This is a genomic window from Bacteroidota bacterium, from assembly GCA_016713765.1.
Taxonomy (GTDB): Bacteria; Bacteroidota; Bacteroidia; order AKYH767-A; family 2013-40CM-41-45; genus Pollutiaquabacter; species Pollutiaquabacter aromativorans.
The window spans coordinates 1,436,022-1,461,514 of the sequence record JADJON010000001.1 but is presented as its reverse complement, the minus strand read 5'-3'; the positions used below and the strand labels follow the sequence as shown (position 1 = coordinate 1,461,514).

General features: G+C 55.6%; 25 protein-coding genes. 11 read left to right on the top strand and 14 right to left on the bottom strand.

The features are described 5' to 3' along the window. Positions 1–85: 85 nt before the first annotated feature. From nuoB to IPJ96_05590, 3 genes are all read right to left on the bottom strand, one after another. A complete protein-coding gene (nuoB, locus tag IPJ96_05600) occupies positions 86–640 on the bottom strand; it encodes an NADH-quinone oxidoreductase subunit NuoB (GenBank protein MBK7909823.1) in 555 nt (184 codons plus the stop codon). Further along, on the bottom strand, positions 631–981 hold the full coding sequence (locus IPJ96_05595; protein MBK7909822.1) for an NADH-quinone oxidoreductase subunit A: 351 nt from the start codon (positions 979–981) through the stop codon (positions 631–633). Before IPJ96_05595 ends, nuoB begins: the two co-directional genes overlap by 10 nt. Before the next feature lie 503 nt (positions 982–1,484). Further along, on the bottom strand, positions 1,485–4,970 hold the full coding sequence (locus IPJ96_05590; protein MBK7909821.1) for a T9SS type A sorting domain-containing protein: 3,486 nt from the start codon (positions 4,968–4,970) through the stop codon (positions 1,485–1,487). 549 nt (positions 4,971–5,519) lie between these two features. On the opposite strand from IPJ96_05590, the gene xdhA reads away from it, so the two are divergent. From xdhA to IPJ96_05545, 9 genes are read left to right on the top strand one after another with little or no spacing between them, the layout of a single operon-like run. Then, entirely contained in the window at positions 5,520–6,977 is a 1,458-nt protein-coding gene (xdhA, locus tag IPJ96_05585; GenBank protein ID MBK7909820.1) for a xanthine dehydrogenase small subunit, read from the top strand. A gap of 14 nt (positions 6,978–6,991) precedes the next feature. Further along, entirely contained in the window at positions 6,992–9,310 is a 2,319-nt protein-coding gene (gene xdhB / locus IPJ96_05580) for a xanthine dehydrogenase molybdopterin binding subunit (GenBank protein ID MBK7909819.1), read from the top strand. Between the two features lie 38 nt (positions 9,311–9,348). Beyond that, positions 9,349–10,677: a urate hydroxylase PuuD gene (locus tag IPJ96_05575; GenBank protein ID MBK7909818.1), complete on the top strand. Its 1,329-nt coding sequence runs from the start codon at positions 9,349–9,351 to the stop codon at positions 10,675–10,677. 6 nt (positions 10,678–10,683) lie between these two features. Then, the gene (gene allB, locus IPJ96_05570) at positions 10,684–12,036 is read left to right on the top strand and encodes an allantoinase AllB (protein MBK7909817.1); all 1,353 of its coding nucleotides are present in this window, start codon (positions 10,684–10,686) and stop codon (positions 12,034–12,036) included. Then, a complete protein-coding gene (gene alc, locus IPJ96_05565; GenBank protein ID MBK7909816.1) occupies positions 12,033–13,052 on the top strand; it encodes an allantoicase in 1,020 nt (339 codons plus the stop codon). Before allB ends, alc begins: the two co-directional genes overlap by 4 nt. Positions 13,053–13,056: 4 nt before the next feature. Next, a complete protein-coding gene (gene uraD / locus IPJ96_05560; GenBank protein ID MBK7909815.1) occupies positions 13,057–13,560 on the top strand; it encodes a 2-oxo-4-hydroxy-4-carboxy-5-ureidoimidazoline decarboxylase in 504 nt (167 codons plus the stop codon). Then, positions 13,557–13,898: a hydroxyisourate hydrolase gene (gene uraH / locus IPJ96_05555; protein MBK7909814.1), complete on the top strand. Its 342-nt coding sequence runs from the start codon at positions 13,557–13,559 to the stop codon at positions 13,896–13,898. The genes uraD and uraH overlap by 4 nt, the downstream gene beginning before the upstream one ends. Before the next feature lie 22 nt (positions 13,899–13,920). Then, complete coding sequence (locus tag IPJ96_05550) at positions 13,921–14,127, top strand: hypothetical protein (protein ID MBK7909813.1); 207 nt, start codon at positions 13,921–13,923, stop codon at positions 14,125–14,127. Positions 14,128–14,145: 18 nt separating this feature from the next. Then, positions 14,146–15,579 carry a phosphoenolpyruvate kinase gene (locus IPJ96_05545; protein MBK7909812.1) on the top strand — a complete coding sequence of 478 codons (1,434 nt, stop codon included), beginning with the start codon at positions 14,146–14,148 and terminating at the stop codon, positions 15,577–15,579. 81 nt (positions 15,580–15,660) lie between these two features. Here the strand turns inward: IPJ96_05545 and IPJ96_05540 are convergent, their stop codons facing one another. Together IPJ96_05540 and IPJ96_05535 are read right to left on the bottom strand one after the other, a co-directional pair. After that, entirely contained in the window at positions 15,661–16,023 is a 363-nt protein-coding gene (locus IPJ96_05540) for a four helix bundle protein (protein MBK7909811.1), read from the bottom strand. Between the two features lie 273 nt (positions 16,024–16,296). Further along, the gene (locus IPJ96_05535; protein MBK7909810.1) at positions 16,297–17,088 is read right to left on the bottom strand and encodes an XdhC family protein; all 792 of its coding nucleotides are present in this window, start codon (positions 17,086–17,088) and stop codon (positions 16,297–16,299) included. A gap of 96 nt (positions 17,089–17,184) precedes the next feature. Here IPJ96_05535 and IPJ96_05530 point away from each other — a divergent pair, with 96 nt between their 5' ends. Together IPJ96_05530 and IPJ96_05525 are read left to right on the top strand one after the other, a co-directional pair. After that, a complete protein-coding gene (locus IPJ96_05530; GenBank protein MBK7909809.1) occupies positions 17,185–17,664 on the top strand; it encodes a nucleoside deaminase in 480 nt (159 codons plus the stop codon). A 21-nt stretch (positions 17,665–17,685) separates the two neighbouring features. Beyond that, positions 17,686–18,528 carry a neutral zinc metallopeptidase gene (locus tag IPJ96_05525; GenBank protein MBK7909808.1) on the top strand — a complete coding sequence of 281 codons (843 nt, stop codon included), beginning with the start codon at positions 17,686–17,688 and terminating at the stop codon, positions 18,526–18,528. A gap of 5 nt (positions 18,529–18,533) precedes the next feature. Here the strand turns inward: IPJ96_05525 and moaA (IPJ96_05520) are convergent, their stop codons facing one another. The 9 genes from moaA (IPJ96_05520) to IPJ96_05480 form a co-directional block, all read right to left on the bottom strand. Continuing rightward, on the bottom strand, positions 18,534–19,502 hold the full coding sequence (gene moaA, locus IPJ96_05520; GenBank protein ID MBK7909807.1) for a GTP 3',8-cyclase MoaA: 969 nt from the start codon (positions 19,500–19,502) through the stop codon (positions 18,534–18,536). Positions 19,503–19,508: 6 nt separating this feature from the next. Next, positions 19,509–20,444, bottom strand: a complete 936-nt coding sequence (locus tag IPJ96_05515; protein MBK7909806.1) for a bifunctional molybdenum cofactor biosynthesis protein MoaC/MoaB — start codon at positions 20,442–20,444, stop codon at positions 19,509–19,511. Positions 20,445–20,451: 7 nt separating this feature from the next. Further along, complete coding sequence (locus tag IPJ96_05510; GenBank protein ID MBK7909805.1) at positions 20,452–20,901, bottom strand: molybdenum cofactor biosynthesis protein MoaE; 450 nt, start codon at positions 20,899–20,901, stop codon at positions 20,452–20,454. 11 nt (positions 20,902–20,912) lie between these two features. After that, the gene (locus IPJ96_05505; GenBank protein MBK7909804.1) at positions 20,913–21,974 is read right to left on the bottom strand and encodes a HesA/MoeB/ThiF family protein; all 1,062 of its coding nucleotides are present in this window, start codon (positions 21,972–21,974) and stop codon (positions 20,913–20,915) included. A gap of 3 nt (positions 21,975–21,977) precedes the next feature. Continuing rightward, positions 21,978–22,205: a MoaD/ThiS family protein gene (locus IPJ96_05500; protein ID MBK7909803.1), complete on the bottom strand. Its 228-nt coding sequence runs from the start codon at positions 22,203–22,205 to the stop codon at positions 21,978–21,980. A 4-nt stretch (positions 22,206–22,209) separates the two neighbouring features. Continuing rightward, positions 22,210–23,418, bottom strand: coding sequence for a molybdopterin molybdotransferase MoeA (locus IPJ96_05495; protein ID MBK7909802.1), 1,209 nt, complete (start codon positions 23,416–23,418; stop codon positions 22,210–22,212). A gap of 1 nt (position 23,419) precedes the next feature. Beyond that, on the bottom strand, positions 23,420–24,148 hold the full coding sequence (locus tag IPJ96_05490) for a sulfite exporter TauE/SafE family protein (protein ID MBK7909801.1): 729 nt from the start codon (positions 24,146–24,148) through the stop codon (positions 23,420–23,422). A 196-nt stretch (positions 24,149–24,344) separates the two neighbouring features. Further along, positions 24,345–25,346: a GTP 3',8-cyclase MoaA gene (gene moaA, locus IPJ96_05485; protein ID MBK7909800.1), complete on the bottom strand. Its 1,002-nt coding sequence runs from the start codon at positions 25,344–25,346 to the stop codon at positions 24,345–24,347. After that, entirely contained in the window at positions 25,315–25,491 is a 177-nt protein-coding gene (locus IPJ96_05480; GenBank protein MBK7909799.1) for a twin-arginine translocase TatA/TatE family subunit, read from the bottom strand. Before IPJ96_05480 ends, moaA (IPJ96_05485) begins: the two co-directional genes overlap by 32 nt. Positions 25,492–25,493 lie beyond the last annotated feature (2 nt).

The following is a 25,493-nucleotide window of genomic DNA, read 5'->3' as shown; positions in this document are numbered from 1 at the left end:
AGCTGCACGTGCAACCACCCACCCACTTGCTCGGTTACTAGTCCGGGCAACAGCCCTTCCAGATGTTGTTGAAATTCCTCGTTCGTCACAGGCGTTCCATGGGTTTAGGAATGTCCGCGATATCAATACGCTCCCGCTTGCCGCCGGCTTTAACTTTGGCCTGCAAGGTGATCAAGGCGTGCAACAGCGCTTCCGGTCGCGGCGGACAACCGGCCACGTACACGTCGACCGGGATCACATGATCCGCACCCTTCACCACGCTGTAGGTATTATAAAAGAACGGCCCGCCCGATGTCGCGCAGGCGCCCATGGCAATCACGTATTTCGGCTCGGGCATCTGGTCGTACAGGCGCTTCAACACCGGAGCCATCTTATTCACGATCGTACCGGCAATGATGATCACATCCGCCTGCCGCGGCGTGGCCCGCGCCACTTCGAACCCGAAACGCGACCAGTCGTATTTCGCCGAAGCGGTCGACATCATCTCGATCGCGCAACAACTCGTCCCGAAGACCAACGGCCAAAGACTGTTCGATCGCGCCCAGTTGATCACATCGTCGAGCTTGCTCAGCAATACGCCACCCGAAGGAGTCGGATGAACTGCTCCCGGAAACGGATCCATCGGACGCTTCACATCCATTTCAACGCCCCTTTCTTATGCGCGTACAGGAAACCGAGAAACAAGATGAACAGGAAGATCACCACCTGAATCAAGGCCAGCCAGCCTTCCGCCTTCGCCACAACCGCCCACGGATACAGGAAAACCAACTCCACATCGAAGATCAGGAACAACAGGGCGAACAAGTAGTACCCGACATTGAATTGGATCCACGAACGACCCTGCGTCGGAACACCACATTCATAGGTCTCGCCTTTCTGCGGATTGTGCACAGCCTTCGCCAGCACCTTCGACAACAAAATACCGCCCCCTGCGAATGCAACACCGCAGATGGCCAGCAGAATCATGGAAAATGGACCCATACCTGAATCGCCGGATTAATCAGCTACCGCTCAAACCTACGAGGAATCTGCCAAAATTCAAATGATTCAGGCCTTTCCCGAAGCTCCGCTAAGGCTTAGGCTTTCAACGATCTGCGTGTAAGTTGTTAATAATTAGGAGCACCGCGGGCAGCCGCTCCTCACCTCCAGTCCCGTCTTCCCTCGGCACAGGAACCGACAAATCCTGCTCCCAGCTGTTACCAGCCTCCCTCAGCCGGGGCTAACCCACAACAGCGGTGACGCGGAGTTGGAAGGCAGGGAAAGGTGATTGGTGATGAGTGATTAATAATTACCAGTTATTAGTTACTAGTTACTAGTTACTAGTAACTAGTTACCAATTACTAATTACGAATTACAAATTACGAATCCCCCCCTCACCACGCACCTCGCATCCCGCTCCTCGCCCCTCGTCCCTCGTCCCTCGCCCCTAAAAAAAACGGCCCACCCTTCCGGGCAGGCCGCTAACATCAACAGGAACAAAGTACTTAACGTGCGATAATGAAGCGCTCGTTGCCTACCGCGCCGTCTTGCTCAACGCGCAGGAAATAAACACCCGGCGCAAAAGCATTACCGTCGATCTGCAACTGCTGCGATCCTGCATCAAGCGTTTGCTCCGCACGGTAGAGCTCCTTACCACTCAGATCGACTACAGTCACCCGAACCGTTCCGGCGTTACCTTCCGGTACTGCCACCATGAAGAGACCCGCCGAAGGATTTGGGAACACCTGCAATTCCAGACTAGCGGTGACGTTCGCGAACGGACTCAGCAAACGATCATCGTCGCCATGATGCCCGTCACCATCATCATCGTCATCATGGTCGTCATCGTCATCATGGCCGCCGCCATTGCAGTCACGTACGTGGATCCACAAGGACCGGCTGCGCACATCCCCGCAGGCATTGGTGACTTCAACGCGAAGCACCACCCAGTTGAGTGTGCAACTGCTGAAGTTGATCGTCACGTTGTTGCCGCTGACCGTCATACCGGCATTTCCGCCGATTGTCCAGTTATACGAAACGGCACCCGCCACTTGCGGAATGTAATAGGTGACCGAACTATCCGTCCGGCAAACTTCCTGCGGACCCCGGATCCTGCGTGTATACAGTCCGCCGACCAGAATCGTGCGACACAAAGGATCGCTGCTGCCGCAGGCATTGACGGCTGTAACACAGATATCACCCGTTTGGGCGCCGGCCGGGAAATCCACCGTGATCGAGTTCCCGTTGTCAGCTACGATCACTGCTCCCGTCGGCACTGACCACACATACGAGCTTGCAGCCGTATCCGTCGGAACCGAATACACGATCCCGGTCTGACCGCACGATATGATCCGAGGGCCAATCAGGTAACGGGGTTTGCTTGGCGGAGCAGTACACCCGCCGCCTCCATTGTTGCAATCCTGAACCGCGATCGAGGTGCTGGCCGATGCGGAACATCCGTTAGCATCGGTATAACTGTATGCGATAACGGAATTCCCAACCCCGGCCACTGCCGGATCAAAGGAGCCGCTACTCACGCCGGTACCGCTGTAAGTTCCTCCAACTGGTGAGCCTCCGCTTAAAGCGAACACAGCGGCCGTATCGCACACAGGCGCGAGACCGGTTAAACCAACGACGGGAAGCGGATTGATGGTAACCGATGTAGGATCGGAAGTACCGGAACAACCGTTTCCATCGGTTACCGTGACACTATAATTACCGCTTGAACCCGGCTGGATATCCTGCGTTGTCTCCCCGCCCGGACTCCACAGATAACTGGCCCCGCTCGACGCGCTCAGACTCAGGGGGTCGCCGGCGCACACCGTGGTAGCACCACTGGCGGTGATGGTCACGACCGGATTCGGATTCACGGTAACAACTGCCGGGTCAGACACACCCGAGCATCCACCGGTTACACTTACTACATAACTGCCAGCAGCACTCACGGTGATGCTCTGCGTGGTCTCTCCACCCGGACTCCAGGAATAGGAGTTACCCGATGAAGCGGTCAAAACAACCGAACCGCCGTCACAAATGGCCAACGAGCCGCTGGCCGTAATCGTGGCGACGCCGGTCGTGGAAACGGTAACGACTTCAGGACTGGAAGAAGCGGAACACCCCGCAGCATTGGTAACCGTAACGCTATAAGACCCCGCCGAACCGACGGTAATGCTCTGCGTGGTTTCACCACCCGGACTCCAGAGATAACTTGTTCCGGCACTTGCCGTCAGCGTCACACTTCCGCCCTGACAGAAGGTCGTTGGACCATTCGCTGTTATTGCGGCTGTCGGTGCGCCATTTACCGTTACAGCCGTACCATTGGATACAGCAGTACAACCCGACGCATTCGTCGCGGTGACCGAGTAATTGCCGGAAGCGGTTACGGTAATGCTATTGGTAGTTGCTCCACCCGGACTCCATACATAACTGGTACCGCCACTGGCAGATAGTACGACCTGGTCGCCCTGACAGAAGGTGGTCGGACCACCGGCACTCACCGTGGGAACTGGCAGCGCGTTGACCGTTACGGTCGTCGGACTGGAGGTGCCTGTACAACCGCCGGTACCGGTCACGGTCACGCTGTAGGACCCTGCATTGGATACGCTGATACTCGGCGTGGTTTCACCACCCGGACTCCAGAGGTAGGACGTGCCGGAAGACGCGTTCAAGGTAACCGATCCTCCCTGACAGAAGGTGGTGGGGCCACTGGCAGTGATGGATGCGGTTCCCTGCTGGGTAACCGAAACAGTTGTCGCCGCAGAGGTCGCCGAGCAGCCGGAGGCATTCGTAACGGTTACTGCATAACTGCCTGCAGCGCTGACTGTGATGCTTTGGCTTGTTTGACCAGCGGGACTCCAGAGATAGCTGCTGCCTGCTGAAGCAGTCAGTGTAACGCTTCCTCCCTGACAAAAGGTCGTTGGTCCGCCCGCGGTGATCGTGGCTGTCGGAGCGGAATTTACCGTCACGGTGGTGGCCGAAGAGGAGGCCGTGCAACCACCGGCATTCGTTACCGTCACACGGTACGTCCCGGCCGATGTCACCGTGATACTTTGCGTGGTTTGACCACCCGGACTCCAACTGTAGCCGCTCGCCGCTGAAGAAGTTAGTGTCACACTACCGCCCTGGCAAAAGGTGGTCGATCCGCTGGTGGAGATGGTGGGCGTCGTAGCCGTGCTGATGACCACTCCCACGGCACTCGACGGACTAGTACCACACGCGTTCACCGCAGCCACCGCCACCGTTCCGGATGTGCTGCCTGCGGTTACGGTGATGCTGTTCGTGGTTGAACTACCCGACCAGCCGCCCGGCAAGCTCCAGGAGTACGAAGTCGCACCGCTGACGCTGGCCACGCTATACGTAACCGACGCGCCGGCACACGGTGCTGCATTGCCGGAAATCGCTCCCGGCTGCGAAGGCGAAGTACAACTAGCCTCCGTCACCGTCAGGGTGCTGGTCTTGACATAATCACCTCCTTCGCCTCCGTCTCCATCGCCCAACAGGAAACCGCCATAGAATGTTACCGAACCGGTGCCCGCTGCCGGAGCCGTCCAGTTGAAGGACCAGGACCGGCTACCACTACCACTGATGCTGGCGCTGGTATGGGTCACATACTTCGAGCTTACGAGTTTTGTATCGGTTGTATTGGTGATTAGCGGCGTTCCGACCAACGCTCCTGCGGCGCCAAGTGGCGCTACTTCGAAACCGTAGACCGGAAATCCTGCTCCGGTTGCCGTCGCGGTAATGGTGTAGGTTGCTCCGGGTGTGTACCCGGCAGCCGGAACAGTGGACGTGATCCAACCATTGACGGATGCAACCGAATAGTCGCTGTGGCAGTTGTCGCAGGTCCGACCACTGTAATCGCTTGCGCAACCGGTATATCCGGCCGGTGCGCCATTTTCCTTGGATTGAACTTCATTCCTGCTGGCATCCAGGAGCAGCAGCCCGAGAAATGAGGTGAAGATCAATCCGATCAATAAACGCCGTGTTGTCATAGTGATGGTGTTATGGGTTAGTATAGGGTAAGACAACTTCAGCGACAGGAAAACAGCCTGTCGTGCGCAGCGCGGGGGTAAATTGCAGAGATGACCACTGCTCGGAAGAAACCCATTCGGGGGTGGAAAATGACGGCGCGTTGGTGGCGGCCGGAACAGTAATCGTCGCAGTTACAGCTGTTCCGGACCGGGATCAGTAAAACCGATCACGCGTCGCGTTCCTTCTCGTTCAGTATTCGTCAACGAAAGAAACACGCAATCTTGTATGATCCATGAAAGGAGAAGAAGGATGGATGATACTATTCAGGGATAATACCGGAAGTTCGCTACTATCAGTCGTTTGCAAGGATATACTGGAGCACTGATTAGTATCAACAGCTGTTCATTTCATGTAACGAACAATTTTCCGATGGTGGATTTTGAAAACGCCTGCATCTGAATGTCCAAGCGAGACGCTTTTTAAAAACAACTGCACGCTAAGCGCAACCTGGATAGCAGTAAAAGTTTGACCGAATACCTTAAATTTACTGCCTATACCTGTCATCAACATTGAGGAACATCATTCGCTTCTTTTTTCAAAACAACACGGTCGAGATCGATCTGAACAGGGAAAACCTGTCTCCCACTACCACCGTCCTGCAGTGGCTCCGTTCCAGGCCGGATACGAAAGGCACCAAGGAGGGCTGCGCGGAAGGTGACTGTGGCGCGTGTACCGTTGTGATCGGCGAACTGTCCGACGATGATACGATCCGATACACGGCTATCGACTCCTGCCTGGTCTTCCTGCCCATGCTGGACGGCAAACAACTGATCACCGTCGAATGCCTCTCCAACCATCCGCAGACGAAGGATGACTTACATCCGGTGCAGCAAGCCATGGTCGATACAGACGGAAGCCAATGCGGCTACTGTACTCCCGGCTTCATCATGTCCTTGTTTGCGCTGTACAAGCAAGGCGCCAACCCGGATCGTACGGAAACCTGCGATGCGCTGACCGGCAACCTATGCCGCTGTACCGGATACCGCCCGATCGCTGAAGCAGCGGCGCGCTCCTGTGCCGCACCGGCAGCCGATACGATTGCTTCGCAAGAACCAGCTACCATCGCGGCCTTGCGTGAACTGGCTGCCTCAGCGAATCCACTGCTCATCCAGACGTCCACCCAACGGTACCTGCGACCCATGAGCCTCGAAGCGGCGCTGGCATCCATCGCGGAAGACGCGTCGCTCCTTCCGTTCAATGGCGCTACCGACCTCGCGCTTCGTGTCACCAAACTTCACGAGGTGTTGCCGGCCTTGCTGGATCTTTCCGGAATCAATGCGCTTCGCCGTATCGAAATCCTCCCCGACAACATCCGAATCGGCGCGGGCTGTTCGCTCGAATCCATTCGCCGGACCGTGCGGGATCAGCTTCCGGCACTCGCAGCTATCCTCGATGTATTCGGCTCTCGCCAGATCCGCAGCCTCGCCACCATCGGCGGCAACCTCGGTTCTGCTTCGCCCATCGGTGACACATTACCCTTGTTATTCGCCTACGGAGCTTCCATTCACCTGGCCAGCACACAGGGTGAACGCGACATCCCCATGGACCGTTACATCACCGGTTACCGGCAAACCGTTCGCCGACCCGACGAACTCATCACTGCACTCACCATCCCCTTGCCCGGACCCGACGACCTTGTTCGTGCCTATAAAGTTTCCAAACGGAAAGACCTCGACATTGCTACAGTGAGCGGCGCTTTTCGGCTTCGCATCGTCGGCGATACGGTGCAGGAAGCCGTCATCGCCTTCGGCGGTATGGCCGCATCCACGCAGCGGGTTTTCCCCGCGGAAGATCTGCTGATCGGTAAACCCTGGTCCAGAACGAATGCGCAAGCTGCCGCCGAAGTCGTCTACCACCATTTCACGCCCTTGTCCGACGCGCGCTCAGGCGCTGAATTCCGTCGGCTCGCGGCTCGTAACCTCCTCCTGAAATTCTGGTCCGAAACTGCGGCGCAGTTTGTACAATGAACACCGACAGCCGAATGAACCCATACTCCGTTCACCACGATAGCGCCGTTCGCCATGTCTCAGGAAAGAGTGTATACATCGACGACATAGCGGTTCCGGAAAATGTCCTGCACGGACGTGTCGTGTACAGTCGCTACGCGCATGCTCGCATCCGTTCCATCGACACCACGGAAGCTCGACAATTGGAGGGCGTACACGCTGTCCTGACCTGGAACGACATTCCCGGTGAAAACCAGATGGGGCCTGTCATTCACGACGAGCCCTGCCTTGCAAACGGGGAAGTGGTCTGCATCGGACAAGCGATCGCGCTCATCGCGGCCGAATCGGAAGCGATCGCCCGGGCAGCCGAACAACGCATTCGCATCGACTACGAACCACTGGAAGCGGTCCTTGACCTGCCTACCGCTATCGCCCGCAAGACACTGCTCGCACCCGAACGGATCATGCACCGCGGCGATATCCAAAAAGGCCTCGAACAGTCGCCACTACGGCTGGAAGGATCGCTGACTACCGGCGCCCAGGAACACTGGTACCTCGAAACACAATCCGCGCTCTGCATCCCGGGTGAAGGAAAAGAGATGACGGTCTACTCCTCTACACAACACCCTTCCGAAACGCAGGCGGTTGTAGCGGAAGTGCTCGGTCTCCCGAAACACGAGGTGGTCGTGGAGGTGCGCAGGATGGGAGGAGCTTTTGGCGGCAAGGAAACGCAAGCCAACCACACCGCCGCCTGGACGGCTCTGCTCGCCAATCACACCAAACGCCCGGTGAAAATCCGCCTCTTCCGCGACGACGACCAGAAGATCACCGGCAAGCGGCACCCATTTCTTTTCCACTACAAAGTCGGCTTCAACTCCGAAGGACAACTGCTGGCACTCGATGTAGAACAACATTCCGACGCCGGATGCGCGACCGACCTGAGCATGGCCATCCTCGAGCGTGCGATGCTGCATGCCGACAACGCCTATTACATCCCCGACATGCGCGTAACCGGACGCGCCTATCGTACTAACCTGCCTTCCAACACCGCATTCAGGGGATTCGGCGGTCCGCAGGGGATGGCCTGCATGGAGGCGATCATCGACCGCATCGCCCGTCACCTCGGCATGGATCCGCTCGACGTTCGAAAGAAGAATTTTTACGGGGAGGACTTCCGCAACATCACCCACTTCGGCCAGCAGGTTGAACTCAACCGTATCCATGTCATCTGCGAACAGCTCGAACGTTCATCGGATTATAAGATAAGAAGGGAGTCGATCCATGCCTTCAACGAACGCAACGAGTTCCTGAAACGAGGCATCGCCATGACCCCGGTCAAATTCGGCATCTCGTTCACCACCACCTTCCTCAACCAGGCCGGAGCACTCGTCAACATCTACACCGACGGCACCCTGTTGGTCAACCACGGCGGAACGGAGATGGGCCAGGGCCTCAACACCAAGATCGCCCAGATCGCCGCGGCCGAACTGGGCGTGAGCATGGAGCGGGTAAAAGTTAACGCGACAAACACATCGAAAGTACCCAACACGTCGGCTACCGCCGCCTCGGCCGGCACCGACCTGAACGGTATGGCGGTAAAGCACGCGGTCGACCAACTCAAACAACGGCTCTGCAAATTCGCCGCGGAAGAGTTTACCCGCAGAAACCCGGACCTGCCCGTTTCCGCTGCCAACGTGCGCATCGAGGCGGATATCGTTTTCGATGAACGCTATCCCGAAAAACACCGCATGATTTTTTCGGAAACGACCGGCCTTGCCCACCTTCACCAGGTTGGCCTCTCCTCGACCGGTTTCTACCGCACCCCGGATATCGGTTGGGATAAGCAAAAAGGTTGGGGGAAGCCGTTCAATTACTTCGCCTTCGGCATGGCCGTCAGCGAAGTGGAAGTCGATACCCTGACTGGATACGTGCGCCACCTTCGTACTGATATTCTACACGACGTCGGTGAATCGATCAACCCGCGCATCGACATCGGCCAGGTGGAAGGCGCCTACATCCAGGGCCTCGGCTGGTGTACGACGGAGGAAGTCAAGCACGACGCAAACGGCAATCTGCTCAACCACTCCCCCGACACTTACAAGATCCCGGCGTTCGGCGATATGCCGGAAGATTTTCGGGTGCAGTTGCTGCAAGGCTATCCAAACCCCCGTGCCATCCGACGTAGCAAAGCGGTGGCCGAACCTCCGTTCATGCTGGCCTTTGCAACCTGGCTGGCGATCAAAGACGCCGTCTCGTCGGTCGGGCATCATCGCCAGGAACCGGAATTCAGCTTACCGGCGACCAACGAGGTTATCCTGCTATCCATTGAAAAACTTCGGTCGGCAGGGCGGTAAGCCGTATAGACGGGAAGCGTAACTTTCGGCTGCAGATTATGCAACAGACCGAAACACCCGATCCGCGTAAAGACGAACTGGAAGAGGACCTGAACACGATCCGCTCCTGGCGAAATGTGCTGGTCGGAGCAGCCATCCTCCTGCCGCTGGGATACCTGCTGTGGCAAGGTGCCGGCACACTGGGCTGGCAACCCCATCTCCTCGACTGGCTGCACCTCATCGTTCGCTGGGCACACGTAGTACTCGGAGTAGCCTGGATCGGCGCCAGCTTCTATTTCATCTTCCTCGAAAACAGTCTCAACCGCACGAAGGACTTGCGCGATGAACTCGCCGGCAACCTCTGGGCCATTCACGGTGGGGGATTCTACTATGTAGAGAAGTATAAAAACGCCCCCAAAAAACTGCCGGAAAAACTCCACTGGTTCAAGTATGAAGCCTATTTCACCTGGCTGACCGGTATGCTGCTGCTGACGATCGTGTACTACTTCAACGCCAAGGCATTCATGGTCGACCCTGCGGTACGCGACATCAGTCCCCTGCAAGCAATCGGCATAGGAATTGGATCCCTCTTTGCAGGCTGGTTCATTTACGACGCGCTGTGCAAGTCACCTTTACTGGAAAGAAAGAGCTTGTTTGCAGTAATCGGCTTCATGATCGTGGTCTTACTGGCCTGGCTCTTGTCCCGCTACCTGAGCGGACGAGCAGCCTTTATGCACATCGGCGCGCTGCTGGGCACCATCATGGCCGGCAATGTCTTCTTCGTGATCATTCCTGCCCAGAAAGCGCTGGTAGCCGCGGCGCGTCGCGGACAAACACCCGACCCGACGCTGGGAAAATTTGCGGGCCTTCGCTCGCTGCATAACAACTACATCACCTTGCCGGTCATCTATGTGATGATCAGCAACCACTTCCCCGTCACCTACGGAGGCGCCTGGAACTGGGCAATCCTTGCGGGTCTGACCCTGGGAAGCGTGGCGGTTCGTCACTACATCAATCTGCATGAAAAAGGAATCCATGCAGCCAGCATGTTACCACTTGCCGCCATCGCCTTATTCGCGCTGATTGTCGTAACCGCCCCGAAGCCTTCAACAACCGGCGGTAAGCCTGTATCCTTCTCTCAGGTCGCTCCCATCTTTCAAGAGCGTTGTATATCCTGTCATTCCGCGAAGCCGACCGACGACGTACAGAAAATCGCGCCGAATGGCGTCATGTTCGACACCCCGGATCAGATCAAAAAAATGGCCGACCGGATTCTCGTACGTGCCGTGCAAACGCACACCATGCCCCAGGCGAATAAGACCGGCATGACGGAGGCGGAACGCCAACTCATTGGAGACTGGATCAACCAGGGAGCCTCCTTACAATAAGAAAACATGGAAGCCGAAAAAGCCATTCACAGTAAACGGGTGCTCCTGCCCGACGGTATCCGGGACGTGACCTTACTCATCGGGAATGGAACCATCCTGTCGATCGAACCCGGGAAATGGTCCGCACCGAAAGGCTTCCCGTTCATCGAAGCCGGCGAATCCCTCATCATGCCCGGACTCATCGATTCGCACGTACACATCAACGAGCCGGGTCGAACCGACTGGGAAGGCTTTGAGTCCATGACCAAAGCCGCTGCAGCCGGCGGTATCACCACACTGGTGGATATGCCGCTGAACTCCTCACCCGTCACCACCAACACCAAAGCGCTACAAGCCAAGCTCGATGCCGCACAGGGAAAACTGATGGTGAACCTCGGATGCTACGGCGGCATTGTACCCGGCAATTCCGATCAACTCGAAGCGCTCGCCAAGGCCGGTGTGCTTGGTTTCAAGGTATTCCTCACACATTCCGGGATCGATGAATTTCCGGAAACCTCGATGAAGGAACTCGACCGCGTCGCGCCGATCCTGGCTAAACTCGGCCTGCCCTTGTTGGCCCATGCGGAACTCGACAACTCCCATCCGGGTCAGGCGGAATTGGAGGACGACCACTACTCCTATAATGCCTACTTGCATTCACGACCCAACACCTGGGAGGATGAAGCGGTACGACAGTTGATCGCCTTATGTGAAAAACACAAAGTTCGGACGCACATCGTCCACCTTTCTTCCGCCTCGGCTTTACCGATGATCCGCGAGGCGCGCGCCAAAGGCTTGCCGCTCACTGCAGAAACTTGTCCGCACTACGTCTACTTCTCCTCGGAAAAAATCCCCGACGCCGACACGCGCTTCAAATGCGCGCCACCGATCCGCGATGCCGCGAACAACCAGCTGTTGTGGGATGCCTTGACGGATCACACACTCGACTTCATCGTCACCGATCACTCACCCGCTCCTCCGGAAACCAAAGAGCTCGACTCCGGCGATCTGAAAGCGGCCTGGGGCGGCATTGCCTCCATCCAGTTCTCCTTACCGGTCGTTTGGACGCTGGCCAAACAACGCAAGAACACCCTGGAAGAGGTCGCCGCCTGGATGAGTACACGGGTAGCCGATTTTTTAGGCTTGCCTAAAAAAGGTCGCATCCAGGTCGGAGCCGATGCGGACCTGGTCATCTGGAGCCCGGATAAGAAAATGAAGATCAACCGGAACAACATCCAGTTCCGTCACAAAGTCACCCCCTACGAAGGCGAGATGGTTTTCGGCGTGGTTGAGCAAACCTGGGTTAATGGCGAACTGGCATACGACCGTGGCGGGTTCGTATCTTCGCCACCCGGAAAAATTCTTCTACACCAGGCATGAACCAGCACGACGCACCGGCCTTTACCAGACTGATCAACCTGGCCGCCGCCCAATTGGGCGCCGAAGCGCTATTGTGTACCGACGACTTTTTCGCCGAGAAGGAAAATCTGGTGAAATCGGGACGCGGCATCTTCATCCCCGACAAATACACCGACCGCGGCAAGTGGATGGACGGTTGGGAGTCGCGCAGGAAACGTGTTCCCGGCCACGACTGGTGCATCGTCCGCTTAGGCGCGCCGGGCATCGTACGCGGCTTCGACATCGACACCAACCACTTCCTGGGCAACCATCCACCACACGCTTCCATCGAAGCCTGCTATCGCCCCGACTTCCCCGATGCCGCTGTTCTTGATTCCGCCGCCGTGGAATGGAAAGAGATCTTACCCAAGTCCCCGCTTCAACCGGGCAGTCAGAATTTTTACGCCTGCGATCACCAACAGTTGGTAACGCACGTCAAGTTGCACATCTATCCCGATGGCGGAGTCGCCCGACTCAAAGTGTACGGGGAGGTGAAAAAGGACTGGAGCAAAGTCGGCAGTAATGATCGCGTCGACCTGGCTTCCGCCCTGAACGGCGCCAAGGCGATCCTGTGCAACGACATGTTCTTCTCCCACATGGACAACCTCCTCATGCCCGGCCGCGGGGTGAACATGGGAGACGGATGGGAAACCAAACGCAACCGAACACCCAACAACCGCGATTGGGTCATCATCCGACTGGCACATCCCGGAACGATTGATGAAATTCTGGTGGACACCTGCCACTTCAAAGGAAACTACCCCGATGGCTGTTCGCTGGAAGGCTGCTATCTGCCGGAGGGCAAGGACCCCGATTTAGCTGACGACAAGATCCAGTGGACCGAATTGCTCCCACGACAAAAGCTACAGGCGGATCACGAACATACCTACAAGTCGGAAATTAAACAGCACCAGCGGATCTCGCACGTCCACCTGTATATCTATCCGGACGGAGGTGTAAGCCGTCTGCGACTCTTCGGAACTATTGGGAAGCCCTGATCACATGTCGCTCGAAGCCCTCAATAGTTTGCCGGAAAATGAAGCCCGCCAGACGCTGCACAATTGCTGTGGCGCGCAGCGCTGGGTGTCGCTCATGCTGGCTGCCCGCCCATTCCGCGACACAGCCAGTTGTTTGCAGGTTGCGGAGCAGGCATGGTCCACCACAACGGCATCCGACTGGCTGGAAGCGTTCTCGCATCATCCGAAAATCGGCGACCTGGATAGCCTGACAAAAAAGTTCGCATCCACCAGCCACCTCGCCGGAAAAGAACAAGCTGCTGTCGGCAACGCATCACAGTCAACGCTCGAAGCGCTGGCCAAAGGAAATGACGAGTACGAAAAGAAGTTCGGCTTCATTTTCATCGTCTGCGCTAACGGTAAAAGTGCTGATGAAATGCTTGACCTGTTGCAGCAACGGCTAGCGAACGACCGAACAACCGAACTGAACATCGCCGCGGGAGAACAACTCAAGATCACCTTGCTTCGACTCCAAAAACTAATCGCATGAGTCAGATCACCACCCACGTACTCGATACCGCGACCGGCAAGCCGGCTTCCGGCATCCCAGTCATGCTCGAGGCACGTACCGGACCCGATCATTGGGAACGCGTCGCGCAGGGAGAAACCGACAACGACGGCCGTATCCCGGGATTCGTACTACCCGACCGTGTCCTCCCGCCCGGAACGTATCGGATGCGCTTTGAAACCGCGACCTATTTCCAACGAACCAATGTACAAGGCTTCTATCCATGGGTGGAGGTCGTATTCGATCTACGGGATAGTTCACACTATCACGTTCCCCTCCTGCTCAGTCCTTACGGATATTCTACCTATCGCGGAAGCTGACCATCATCCTGCACATCATAACATGAGCGAACGGCACAAAACGGTTCATGATCCCTGGAAATGGGGCTGGTGCTATCACAACCGCGAAGATCCGCGCGTGTGGGCACCGAAAAAAAATTCTGCAGCCGGATTCACCCTGAATTTCGCACACCGGCAGGCCTATGCGATCCTGGTGCTCCTGCTGATAGCCCCAATAATGATCGTGCTGCTCATCGAACTGCTCAAGTAATCCCATCCTCCCGCTCGTATGAAAACCACCCTTGATACCAATACGCGAAACGCTATTCTCGACGAACTTCGGCAGGCTAACCTGGCTTTTCAAAAGGTGTACCCCGGCGACCGACCCGACCGTCAACCGGTTCATACCGTCTATGGCGGCGCCAACCTGTTCCGCTACGACTCTGCACGCCGCATGGGCGAGATCGCACTGCGCAGCCTGAGAACCTATGCACCCGATTTCACCGTGCTCGCACGTGTCCTCGGTCTTACCGGTCACGAATCACTCCCGACCGACGCAACCAGCATTGCAACGCTCAGTAAACAGCTGGGCGAAATGGCGCCTGCAGATCGAAAGAAACACCCCGCCTGGCTACCCTACACGGTCTATGAAAAGGTGATTGCCAAACTCGAACGGGAAGCCCTCGAAGATTTCCGCATCGACTTCGAAGACGGCTTCGGTAATCGCCCGGACGAAGAAGAAGACCAAACGGCCATCCAGGCTGCCGCGGAAGTGGCTAAAGGGATGCGCGAAAATTCCTTGCCGCCCTTCATCGGCATCCGCATCAAACCGTTCACCGAAGACCTCAAAGCGCGGGGTGTACGCACCCTCGACCTGTTCCTCACCGCACTCCTCACGGAAACCAACGGTAAACTGCCCGACAACTTTGTCGTCATGCTCCCGAAGGTGACCATCCCGGAACAGATCCGCGCCCTGGTGGCATGCTTCAAACTCATCGAAGCACAATTCCGGATGCAGGAAGGCAGCCTCAAGATGGAAATGATGGTGGAGGCGACGCAGGCAATCATGGACAAAGACGGCCGCAACCCCTTGCGCGGACTCATCATGGCCGGAGAAGGACGTTGTATCGCCGCCCACTTCGGCACCTACGACTACACCGCTTCCTGCAACATCACCGCACGTTATCAGACAATGGACCATCCGGTTTGCGATTTCGCGCATCACATGACGAAAGTCGCCCTCACCGGCACCGGCATCTTTCTCTCTGATGGAGCCACGAATGTCATGCCGATCGGCCCGCACAAAGGAGATAATCTGACGCCCGAACAGCACGAAGAGAATACCCGCGTTGTGCACCGCGCCTGGAAGCTCTGCTTTGGTCACTCCACCCATTCATTGGTGAATGGCTTTTACCAGGGATGGGACCTCAACCCCGCACAACTCCCGATGCGCTACGCCGCCGTTTACACCTTCTTCCTCGAAAGCTACGAAGACGCTGCCATCCGGCTTCGGCACTTCGTCGAAAAGGCGGCTCAAGCCACCCTGTCCGGCGACATCTTCGACGATGCAGCAACCGGACAAGGCCTGCTCAACTACTTCCTGCGTGCCCTGAACTCCGGCGCCATCAGCGAAGAAGAAGCCCTCGTCACCGGCCTAACCCTCGAAGAAATCCGCAGCCGCTCGTTCTATCGGATCTTGCAAGGGAGGAGGGGTAGGCAGTAGGCAGTAGGCGGTGGGCGGTGGGCGGTGCGTGGGGCCGCCGTTCGTTTGGTTGATGCTTGGGTTGAATCAATTTTCCAGAACTCATCTTCTGAATTCGTCGATATGATTGATCATGTAGCCAATCAATCTGCCTATGGCTTCATTATCACGAATTAATGCCTGATACTTTTCCTGGTTCAGATATCCGCAAGCCATTGCGAAATCCAACCAAACACCGGTTTCAGAGTTCTCCATGTCAGCATCAGTAAGCTTTGACATAAAGTGCGCCCTATAAGTTCTTTTTCTGTACCCTTCCGACAAATTTGCGCAGACAGATCTTGAAGAGTTCCTGATTTGACTCGTTAAAGCAAAAACCTCTTCTTTCGGAAATGATTTAGTTAAGCGAAATATTTCCATGGCCAACTCGAATCCCTTTTGAAAGGCTAAAAGTTTTTTATGACTCATCAAAGCAAAATGACGACACCTTCCAAGAATGCACAACCAATAAAATAGGGACATTTGATAATAACCAACGAAAAGCGCAGGCCCCATTTTCAAAAAGCTGCCCTCCCATCCAAAAAGCAACAATTTCAACTTCACAATTCCAAATGCCAACTGCCTACTGCCCACTGCCTACCGCCTACCGCCTACCGCCCCTCCTAAACGCAACAATTTCAATTTCACAATTCCAAAAGCCAAAAGCCAACCGCCTACTGCCTACCGCCTACCGCCTACCGCCTACCGCCTACCGCCCCCCCCACTCCTCCTCACCCCGACCATCCTCCCCAACACACTCACCGCGATCTCATCCGGTGTCTCGGCTCCGATATCGAGTCCCATCGGCATATCGACACGGTCGAGTAGTTCGGGTGATGCAATACGCCCTTCTGCGAACAACTTCCTGGTCATTTCCACCTTGCGCTCGCTGCCGATCATCCCGAGGTAGGCAAACGGTTGCTTCACACAATATGACAACAGGTCCCGGTCGATCGGATGACTATACGTCATGATCGCGATGTACGTATGGGCGTCGAATGGCAGACTGGGAAGTACCGCACTGAAGTCGGCCTGCAGCTTGTTCACTCCCGGAACATGGATCTGATCCAGGTACTCCTTCCGGTCATCGATTACAAAGACTTCGAAGTCCAGGCTGACCGCATGTCGCGCCAGCGCGTGGCCGGTATGGCCGGCGCCGAGAATGTAAAGTCGTTCCTTTGGCATGATGGGTTCAATGTAGAGGTCGACACTCCCGCCGCAACACATATTGTGCTGGTGCAGAAGATCGTGACGACGAAAATGAGGGCGGCGAGTTTCGAGGCATCGCAACGCGTCGGCGATCACTTGCTTCTCCAACTCTCCGCCACCGATACTGCCCTCAACAACTCCGTTCGCATAGACCAGCATCTTGGCCCCTGCGGCTCGCGGCGTAGAGCCATGCACTTGCACCACGACACACAGCGCGACCGCTTCGGCCCGCTGGCGGGCAGCATGCAATTGTTCCAGGACGTCCATGACGAAGATCGTTGGCATAAAAATAGGCAACACAGTCGAGCTGGCGGGATGCTTCTGCCAGGGAAATCGTATTTTCACGGCGCCGGCGACTAGTTCCACCGGCTTTTCCTGACTATGCCTGAACAGCAGCACAACCCATTCATGAAGGAAGCGATCGCGCTCTCCCGGAACGGTTCTTCCACCAACCAGGGTGGGCCTTTCGGTTGTGTGATCGTCAAGGACGGAAAGATCGTCGGCCGTGGCTCCAACAGCGTGACCTCGACCAACGACCCTACCGCCCACGCCGAAGTGGTCGCCATTCGCGATGCCTGCCGCAGCCTGGGCACCTTCCAACTCACCGGCTGTGACATCTACACCAGCTGCGAACCCTGCCCCATGTGCCTTGGCGCCATCTACTGGGCGCGACCCGACCGGGTCTTTTATGCGAACACCCGCCACGAAGCCGCGGAAGCGGGTTTCGACGACGCGTTCATTTACGAAGAGATCAACGTGCTACCCACCGAACGCAAGATCACAATGATCCATACGCCCGATCCCGACGCCATGCAGGTGTTTCGCGATTGGATCATCAAACCCGATAAGACTCCATATTAAACCATCTAATCAGCTACCACCATGAAATGGCTCGGAAGAAGGGAAAGCGGAAACGTTGAAGACCGTCGCGGCATGGCCGGACCGGTCGCCGTGGGCGGCGGACTCATCGGACTGGTGATCCTGCTGATCAACGCCTTCATGGGCGGTGACACGGGAGAACTGCTCAACCAATTGCAACAACAGGCTGCTCCGACCGAACAACGCGCCACCAGCCCGGAGGAAGATCAACTCGCGAAATTCGCTTCAGTGGTCCTCGCGGATAACGAGGATGTCTGGACGAAAATCTTCCGGGAAAACGGCGCTACCTACGACGCGCCGAAGATGGTGCTGTTCTCCAACGCGACACAATCAGGTTGCGGCAACGCGAGTTCATCCGTAGGCCCTTTCTATTGCCCGGCCGACAATAAGGTTTACCTCGATCTCGCGTTCTTCGAGGAATTGAAAAACCGCCTCGGTGCCGGCGGCGACTTCGCAATGGCCTATGTGATCGCACACGAAGTAGGTCATCATGTCCAAAACCTGATGGGCACTTCCGATAAGGTTCGGCAACTCCAATCCAGGACCGACGAAAAAGGCGCTAACCGCCTCTCCGTTGCCCTCGAATTGCAAGCCGATTTCTACGCTGGCCTGTGGACGCACTACAACCAGCAGATGAACAACGTACTTGAACCAGGCGATATCGAAGAAGCATTGGGTGCCGCTTCCGCCGTAGGCGACGACCGGCTGCAGAAGCGGGCACAAGGCTATATCGTTCCTGATGCGTTCACCCATGGAACTTCCGAGCAACGGATGTACTGGTTTAAACGCGGCTATGAGTCCGGCGACCTGAAAGCTGGTAATACATTCGAAGAAGTTCTTAATTGATTATTTCAACCACCGATCGATACCATCGGTCGGTTTTGCGTCGGTCCGTACAGGTCCTGTCCGCCCCATTGCGCGGCTTTTCCCGAGAGGTTTTCACGGATCAACACTTCGACCGGTGTTCCATTTCGTAAAGCGGAAAGCAGATCGGTCTCCCCTTTCGAGAAAAGACAGTTCTTCATTTTACCGTCGGCGGTCAGCCGCAGCCGGTTACAATCCCCGCAAAACGGCGTACTCATCGTACTGATGAAGGCAAAAGTGCCGCTGTAGCCCATGACTTTGAAAGCACGGGATGTATCGTGGGCATTACGTTCCAGGGGCTCCACGGAATAGAACTGCGAAACACGTTCCAGTAACTCCTTGCTGCTGATCAGTCGCCGGTCGGTCCAGCGATTCCCCTCAAACGGCATGTACTCAATGAAGCGCACATGCAACGGGTAATCCCGGGTCATGGTAACGAAGTCCACGACCTCATCGTCATTCACACCGTTCATGACAACCACATTCACTTTCACACGAAAGCTGCGATCAAGAAGCAAATGGATGTTCGACAACACGCGATGAAAATCATCCCGACGGGTGATTTCCCTGAATCGCTCCGGCATCAGGGTGTCCAGACTGACATTCACCGAACGCATACCGGCATTCTCCAATTCGTCTACCACTTCGTGTAGGCGAATGCCGTTCGTTGTCATCGTCAGTTCTTCCAGACCTGCCGGCCGCAGCAAAGCAAGGCCCCGGAGAATGGCACTGAGATCCGGACGCACCAACGGCTCTCCTCCGGTCAGTCGGATCTTGCGGACACCTAATCGGACAAAGCAGGATGCCAACTCGATGATCTCATCTGAACGCATCAAATGCTCCCGCGCGGCGAACACGGCATGCTCCGGCATACAATACGTGCAACGGATGTTGCAGGCATCGGTCAGCGAGATGCGCAGATAGTCGTGTTTGCGGTTATGCGTATCGGTCAGCATCGCGGCTCAGGACTTGGCTCTAACCTGTTCAGGCTCGTGGGACAATGCTTCGAGTACTCGGAAGATATGCAACACATGCGGAAACAAAGCATCCATACTTTCCTCCGCTCCCCGCGTTGATCCGGGCAATGCCAACACCAGCGTACGGCCGATCAAACCGGCCAGACTGCGCGACAACATCGCGTACGGCATGCGCTCCTGACCGTGCGTTCGCATCGCCTCGGCGATTCCGGGGATCGTCCGGTCGAGGATCGGCTGCAAGGCTTCCGGGGTGACGTCGCGCGGGGACAAGCCGGTGCCGCCGGTCAACACGACCAAATCGTTCCCATCACCGGCCAAACGTTTCACCAACGCCCTGATCGATTCCACTTCATCGGGGATAATGTGATAACCGGTTACCGGAACCTGCAGCTGCTCCAACCGACGCAGTACAGCCTTACCGGCTTCGTCCTCTTTCCGGCCCGCGGAAACGGAATCGGAACAAACAACGACGGCCGAAGTCAACGACTTCCGGTAGGCTTCCTTGAACTCGGTCTTACCGCCCCGCTTCTCAAGCAACCTGACCTGTGCGATCTCGATTCCCTTATCCAGCGGCTTCAGCATATCATAGGCAGTCAGCGCGGCAACCGATGCTCCATGCATCGCTTCCACCTCCACGCCGGTCTTGTAAATCGTCTTCACTTCCACGATAATCGTGAGCTCCAATTCGGAATATTCAAACCGGACATCCGCGAATTCAACCGGTAACGGATGACAATCGGGAATGACATCACTTGTCCTTTTAATCGCCAACAAGGCTGCCGCCTTGGCGGTTGCCGGCACGTCGCCTTTGGGCACTTTCCCTTCGCGAATTGCCTGCAGCGTCGCGGGGTCGCTCGCGCGCACCACGGCCTGTGCCCGGGCATAGCGTAGCGTATTACTCTTATGGGTGATATCGATCATGCTCGTTTCAGGTATTGACTTTCCACTCCCCGGCTGCAGAAGAAAGGACTTCCTTCCCCCAGACGGGCAGCTCTTTCTTGATCCATTCGACCAGTTCGCGGCAGGCATCCATGGCCGCAACACGACGTTCAGCGGAAACGAAAACGAAGAGGTTCAACTCTCCTGCACGCACCCGCCCAAGCGAATGGTAAACATGCATACAGGTGATGGAATGACGCGCGAACAACTGCTCCCGAAACTCCTGATAAGCCGTGTCGGCCATCTCACGATAAGCGCTGAACTCGATCGCCTCCACCGTTTTCGTTCCCCTTTTGTCCGCACGGATCTGCCCAAGGAAGATTTCATGCGCCCCGATACCGGTCTTCGCCTGATGCTTCGCGATTGAAGCAGCGATGAATTCGGGATGGATGGGACCTTCCAAGAATAAACTCACCTTCTTCTTTTCCGACGGATTCATGATGGGACAGATTAGACACGATGGTGGCTTTGCAGTTCTGCGAGACCGCCCTTAAGACTGAAAACACGTTCAAAGCCTTTACTGCGCAACCAAGCGGTTACGGCCCGACTGCGCAGTCCGCTCTCACACACCACCAACCAGGTCGTGGCAGGATCCAACTGCCGGTAACCTTCGTCCAGATCGGAATATGGCAGGCTCACCGCATTCGCTTCAATCATCTGCTCATTCGATTCGCGTACGTCGAGTAAGGTGAACGAACCGGCGGGCAATTCCTCGATTGAAACGTCAAACAAATGTGGCAGGGCTTGCTGTAAACCGTGCGCGGGAGAAATTTCCGGCCTTGAATAACCGGATAACTCCAGCAGATTGGTTGTATAATGCCGAAGATCCAATAGGAGGACTTTACCGGCAAGAACATCACCCATACCGCAGATGATCTTGATGGCTTGCTCCGCTTGAATGGTACCGATCACTCCGGCGACCGTTCCCAGAATGCCATCCTGTTCGCAACTGGTCACTGCAGACGGGTCCGGAACCGACGGAACCAATTCCCGGTAATCAAAGCGCATTCCGCGTTCATCGGAACAATGAAAAACCGAAACCTGTCCCTGGTAGCGATGCAAAGCGCCGTAAACCAGGGGCATCTGAAGTTCGCGGCAAACATCATTGATCACAAAACGCGTCGCGAAATCGTCCGTACAATCCAAGACGATTTCATACTCCTGGATAAGGGATTTCGCGTTACCGGCATGCAACGGCTCCGGGATCGCTTCGTATTGAAGCGTGCTATTGATCTGTCGAAGCTGCTGAACCGCAACTTCCGCTTTGTTCCTGCCAAGATCCGCTTCCCGGTACAATATCTGCCGGGGCAAATTGCTCGCTGCCACCTGATCGTGATCCACGACCCCGATACGCCCAAACCCTGCACCGGCGAGGTAAAGCAAAGCCGGACAACCCAGTCCGCCTGCTCCAACAACCAGAACACTGGCCCGTGCAAGTCGCGACTGCCCCGCCTTGCCGATCTCCGGCAAGGCTTCCTGCCGCGCATAACGATCCTTGTACAGCTGCTCCATGACTCAACCTCCTGAGAATGGTGGCAACGCGGCCACCTCCTGATCTTCGCTGACTTGTACGCTTTCCAATGCAAGGCGTCGGTCGACGGCGATACGAAACGGAACCTGGTGAAACACCGGATGAAAGTCGAGCAACGCCTTGCGTATATCTGCCACGGTTCCCGAACTGTTCACCGTAACAGTTTCAACTTCCAACGCTTCTGCAAACATTCCGAATAATCGAACCCGCATGGTCTCACGAATTAGATGCAACAATCTCCTGTTGCGGCAGCAAGTGCACGATCACTTGCTCTCCGGCACTTAACCGGGACACACCGGCCGGTACAAACACCAGGGTATTGCTCTCCGCGAAGCTACGCAGGTTATCCGAATCCTGCGCCGTAAAAACCTCCACATGCCCATGCACAACACGAGCCCGGAGAAACTGGTCACGGTCCGCCTTCAGGGATAATTCCGAAGCCAACGGCAACCCGACCTGCACAAGGCCCCGATGCGGCTTCATTTGCATCCCATCCAACGTTGGCAGGACATATTCGTACAGGCAAACCAAGGCGGATGCTGGATTGCCGGGTAGTGCAAACACGATCTTCCTCCCCAAACTTCCAGCATAGAGCGGCTTTCCGGGCTTTTGGGCGACTTTGTAGAATAATTGCTTCACCCCAAGGCGTCCGAGGACCGGCAATACGAAATCGAAATCCCCCACCGAGATCCCACCGGAAAAAAGCACCACATCACACACTTTCATCAGGCGCTTTGCCTGTCGCTCAACCTCCGCCATGCGGTCACGGGCAAATGCCAATTGCTTTACGGAATAACCACACGACTCCAGGGCAGCGATGAGGGTCGAAGAGTTGGACTCGTAGATCTCCCCTTCCCGCAAGACTGTTCCCGCCTTTCGCAACTCGCTGCCGGTCACAAGCAATCCAATCACCGGCTTGCGATAGACGCGCACAGTCTGCTTTCCCAGCGACGCCAGTAACCCGATGGCGGCGGCATTCAACAGCGCGGGCCGTTGCAGCACGACCGCCCCTTTCTTGAAATGACCACCCTTCTTTCGAATGTGTGAACCCTGCACGATACGATCCGCTGGAACGTCTAACCGTTCACCGGTAGTCTGCACATGCTCCTGCATCACGACGCCGTAGGCCCGTGGCGGAACAGCAGCACCGGTAAAGATGCGATAGGCCTGCCCGGACTGAATCGTCTTTGGCGGAATATCTCCTGCGCGAATCATCCCCACGACCCGGTAACTTCCATCCGGCAAACGCCTTGATGATAAGACATAACCATCCACCGCCGACTGATCGAACAACGGCATCGGGAGGGGTGCGCGTATATCAGCCGCTAAGACACGACCGATAGCGTTCCGCAGACTGACAACTTCAGCCGGCATCGACCGAACGATCGTTAGTAACAACTGCCTGGCCTCTTCTACGCGGATCATCTCAGGGAAGGAACAATTTACCGGCGGCAACAGACAATACTACCACCAACACCCAGCGCAAGGCCGGCACCGGCAATTTCCGGCTGCCGCTCCAGGCTCCCAACAGTCCGCCGGTCATGGCAGCGATCAACCAGAAGGGCTCGGGAAATACACTCAATTTATCACTGAGGAATAATCCGCTCAGCCCGGCAAGGGAATTCACGAAAATGAACGGCGCCGATAGCGCAGCGGTCTCCTTGATGGTCGACCAGCGGCCAAGCAACAACACCGGCGACAACAGTATCCCGCCGCCTATGCCGACCATTCCCGACACAAGACCGATCAAGCCTCCGATGATGCACGCAAGCCAGGTTGGTAACAGACGCGTCGCGTTGTGCTCACTATGCCCCATCGGTATCGCGATCCGGACGACCGAGATCAACAGACAGCAACCCAGCAATACTTTGTAGATCCGATCGGGTAACACGGTCAGCGAACCGAGATAAGCCATCGGAACCGATAAGAGGATGAGCGATAGAAAAAGGCGCTTTCGAAAATATCCCGCTCTAAAGAAATGCCAGGTTGCAAGTGCCGACACCAACAGGTTCAACTCCAACGCGACCGGCCGGATGATAACTTGCGCAAAGCCCGCGAGCACCATCAAAGCCGTATACCCGCTGGCGCCGCCATGCCCCACCGCCGCGTTCATCCAGGCGATAACTAAAAATGCGATTATCAGAACAAACTCCACGCGGGAAGAATTAAATAATTGGAATCGCTACTTGCTGTTATTCGATTCATTTCATTTATGAGACAAAAATAGTGATTCTCCCATTGAATAAGTAATGCTGCGTAATCACAAAGTTATCCAATTCACTTCAGACTCCTTTCAGACAATCCTCGGACTACACCGAAAAATCGATTACTAGATGCCTGTTGAAAAGAGATTAACCTCCAATCATTACCATCTGTCTGTTCACCAATAAATCGGTGCTTATTTTACTCATATCGGTGGATAATTGCCCTCCGGTCTGATGGGCCTTGTTCAGTACGGCATTCTGAATCAAGGGAACAATGTCCACCCCATTCCGCATTGCGGAAAGCAGATCAACTTCACTCGCAGAATACAAGCAGTTTTTCAACCTTCCGTCCGCAGTCAAACGCAACCTGTTACAAGTTCCGCAAAATGGATTACTCAACGTGCCTATCAAGGCAATGGTCCCGCAAAAGCCGGGAATTTGATATTTACGGGTAGTATCATTCAGTCCATCAGGAATTTTCTTGATTGGATACTTGGTGCCAACTTGCTCCAAGATTTCCTCGCTTCGGACAACTTTATTACTGCTCCAGGAATTCCCGGCAAACGGCATAAACTCAATGAATCGAATATGAATCGGCAAATGTCGGGTTAGTTCAACAAAATCACTTATTTCATCATCGTTAACACCTCTCATGACAACAACATTCAATTTTACATTAACTTGATGTTTGAGCAGTAAACCAATATTCCTCCAAACAAGCGCAAAGTAATCGCGTCCCGTAAGTAGTTTGAACCGCTCGCTTTTTAAGGAATCAAGGCTAACATTGAGGGAACGAATTCCAGCTGACAAGAGAACTTCAAGGTATTTATCAATAAAAAAACCATTCGTTGTCAGCGATAACTCTGAGCAAATTCCGGAAAGATCCTGGACGATAGTACCGACATCCGCTCTGAACAAGGGTTCCCCACCGGTTAGTCTTATTTTCTTTACCCCGAGCTGCACAAAGGTTCTGGCAAATGTCAGAATATCATCGCGAGTCATAGTTGTCGGACGGATCTTACACCCCTGCTTCCCGGCAGGCATACAATAGACACACCGAAAATTGCATGCATCGGTCAGGGAGATTCGAAGGTAGTCATGTACCCTTCCGAACCTGTCAATGAGCCTTGGAGTCGGGTTGGTCGTCATCACCATCTTTAGCCTTTTTGAACTCGGAAATCCCTCGCCCTAACCCTTTCATCAATTCCGGCAGTTTTTTACCTCCGAATAATAGCAGAATACCCGCAAGAATAAGCAAGAGTTCAGGTCCTTGTGGCAAGCCCCATATTAACATTG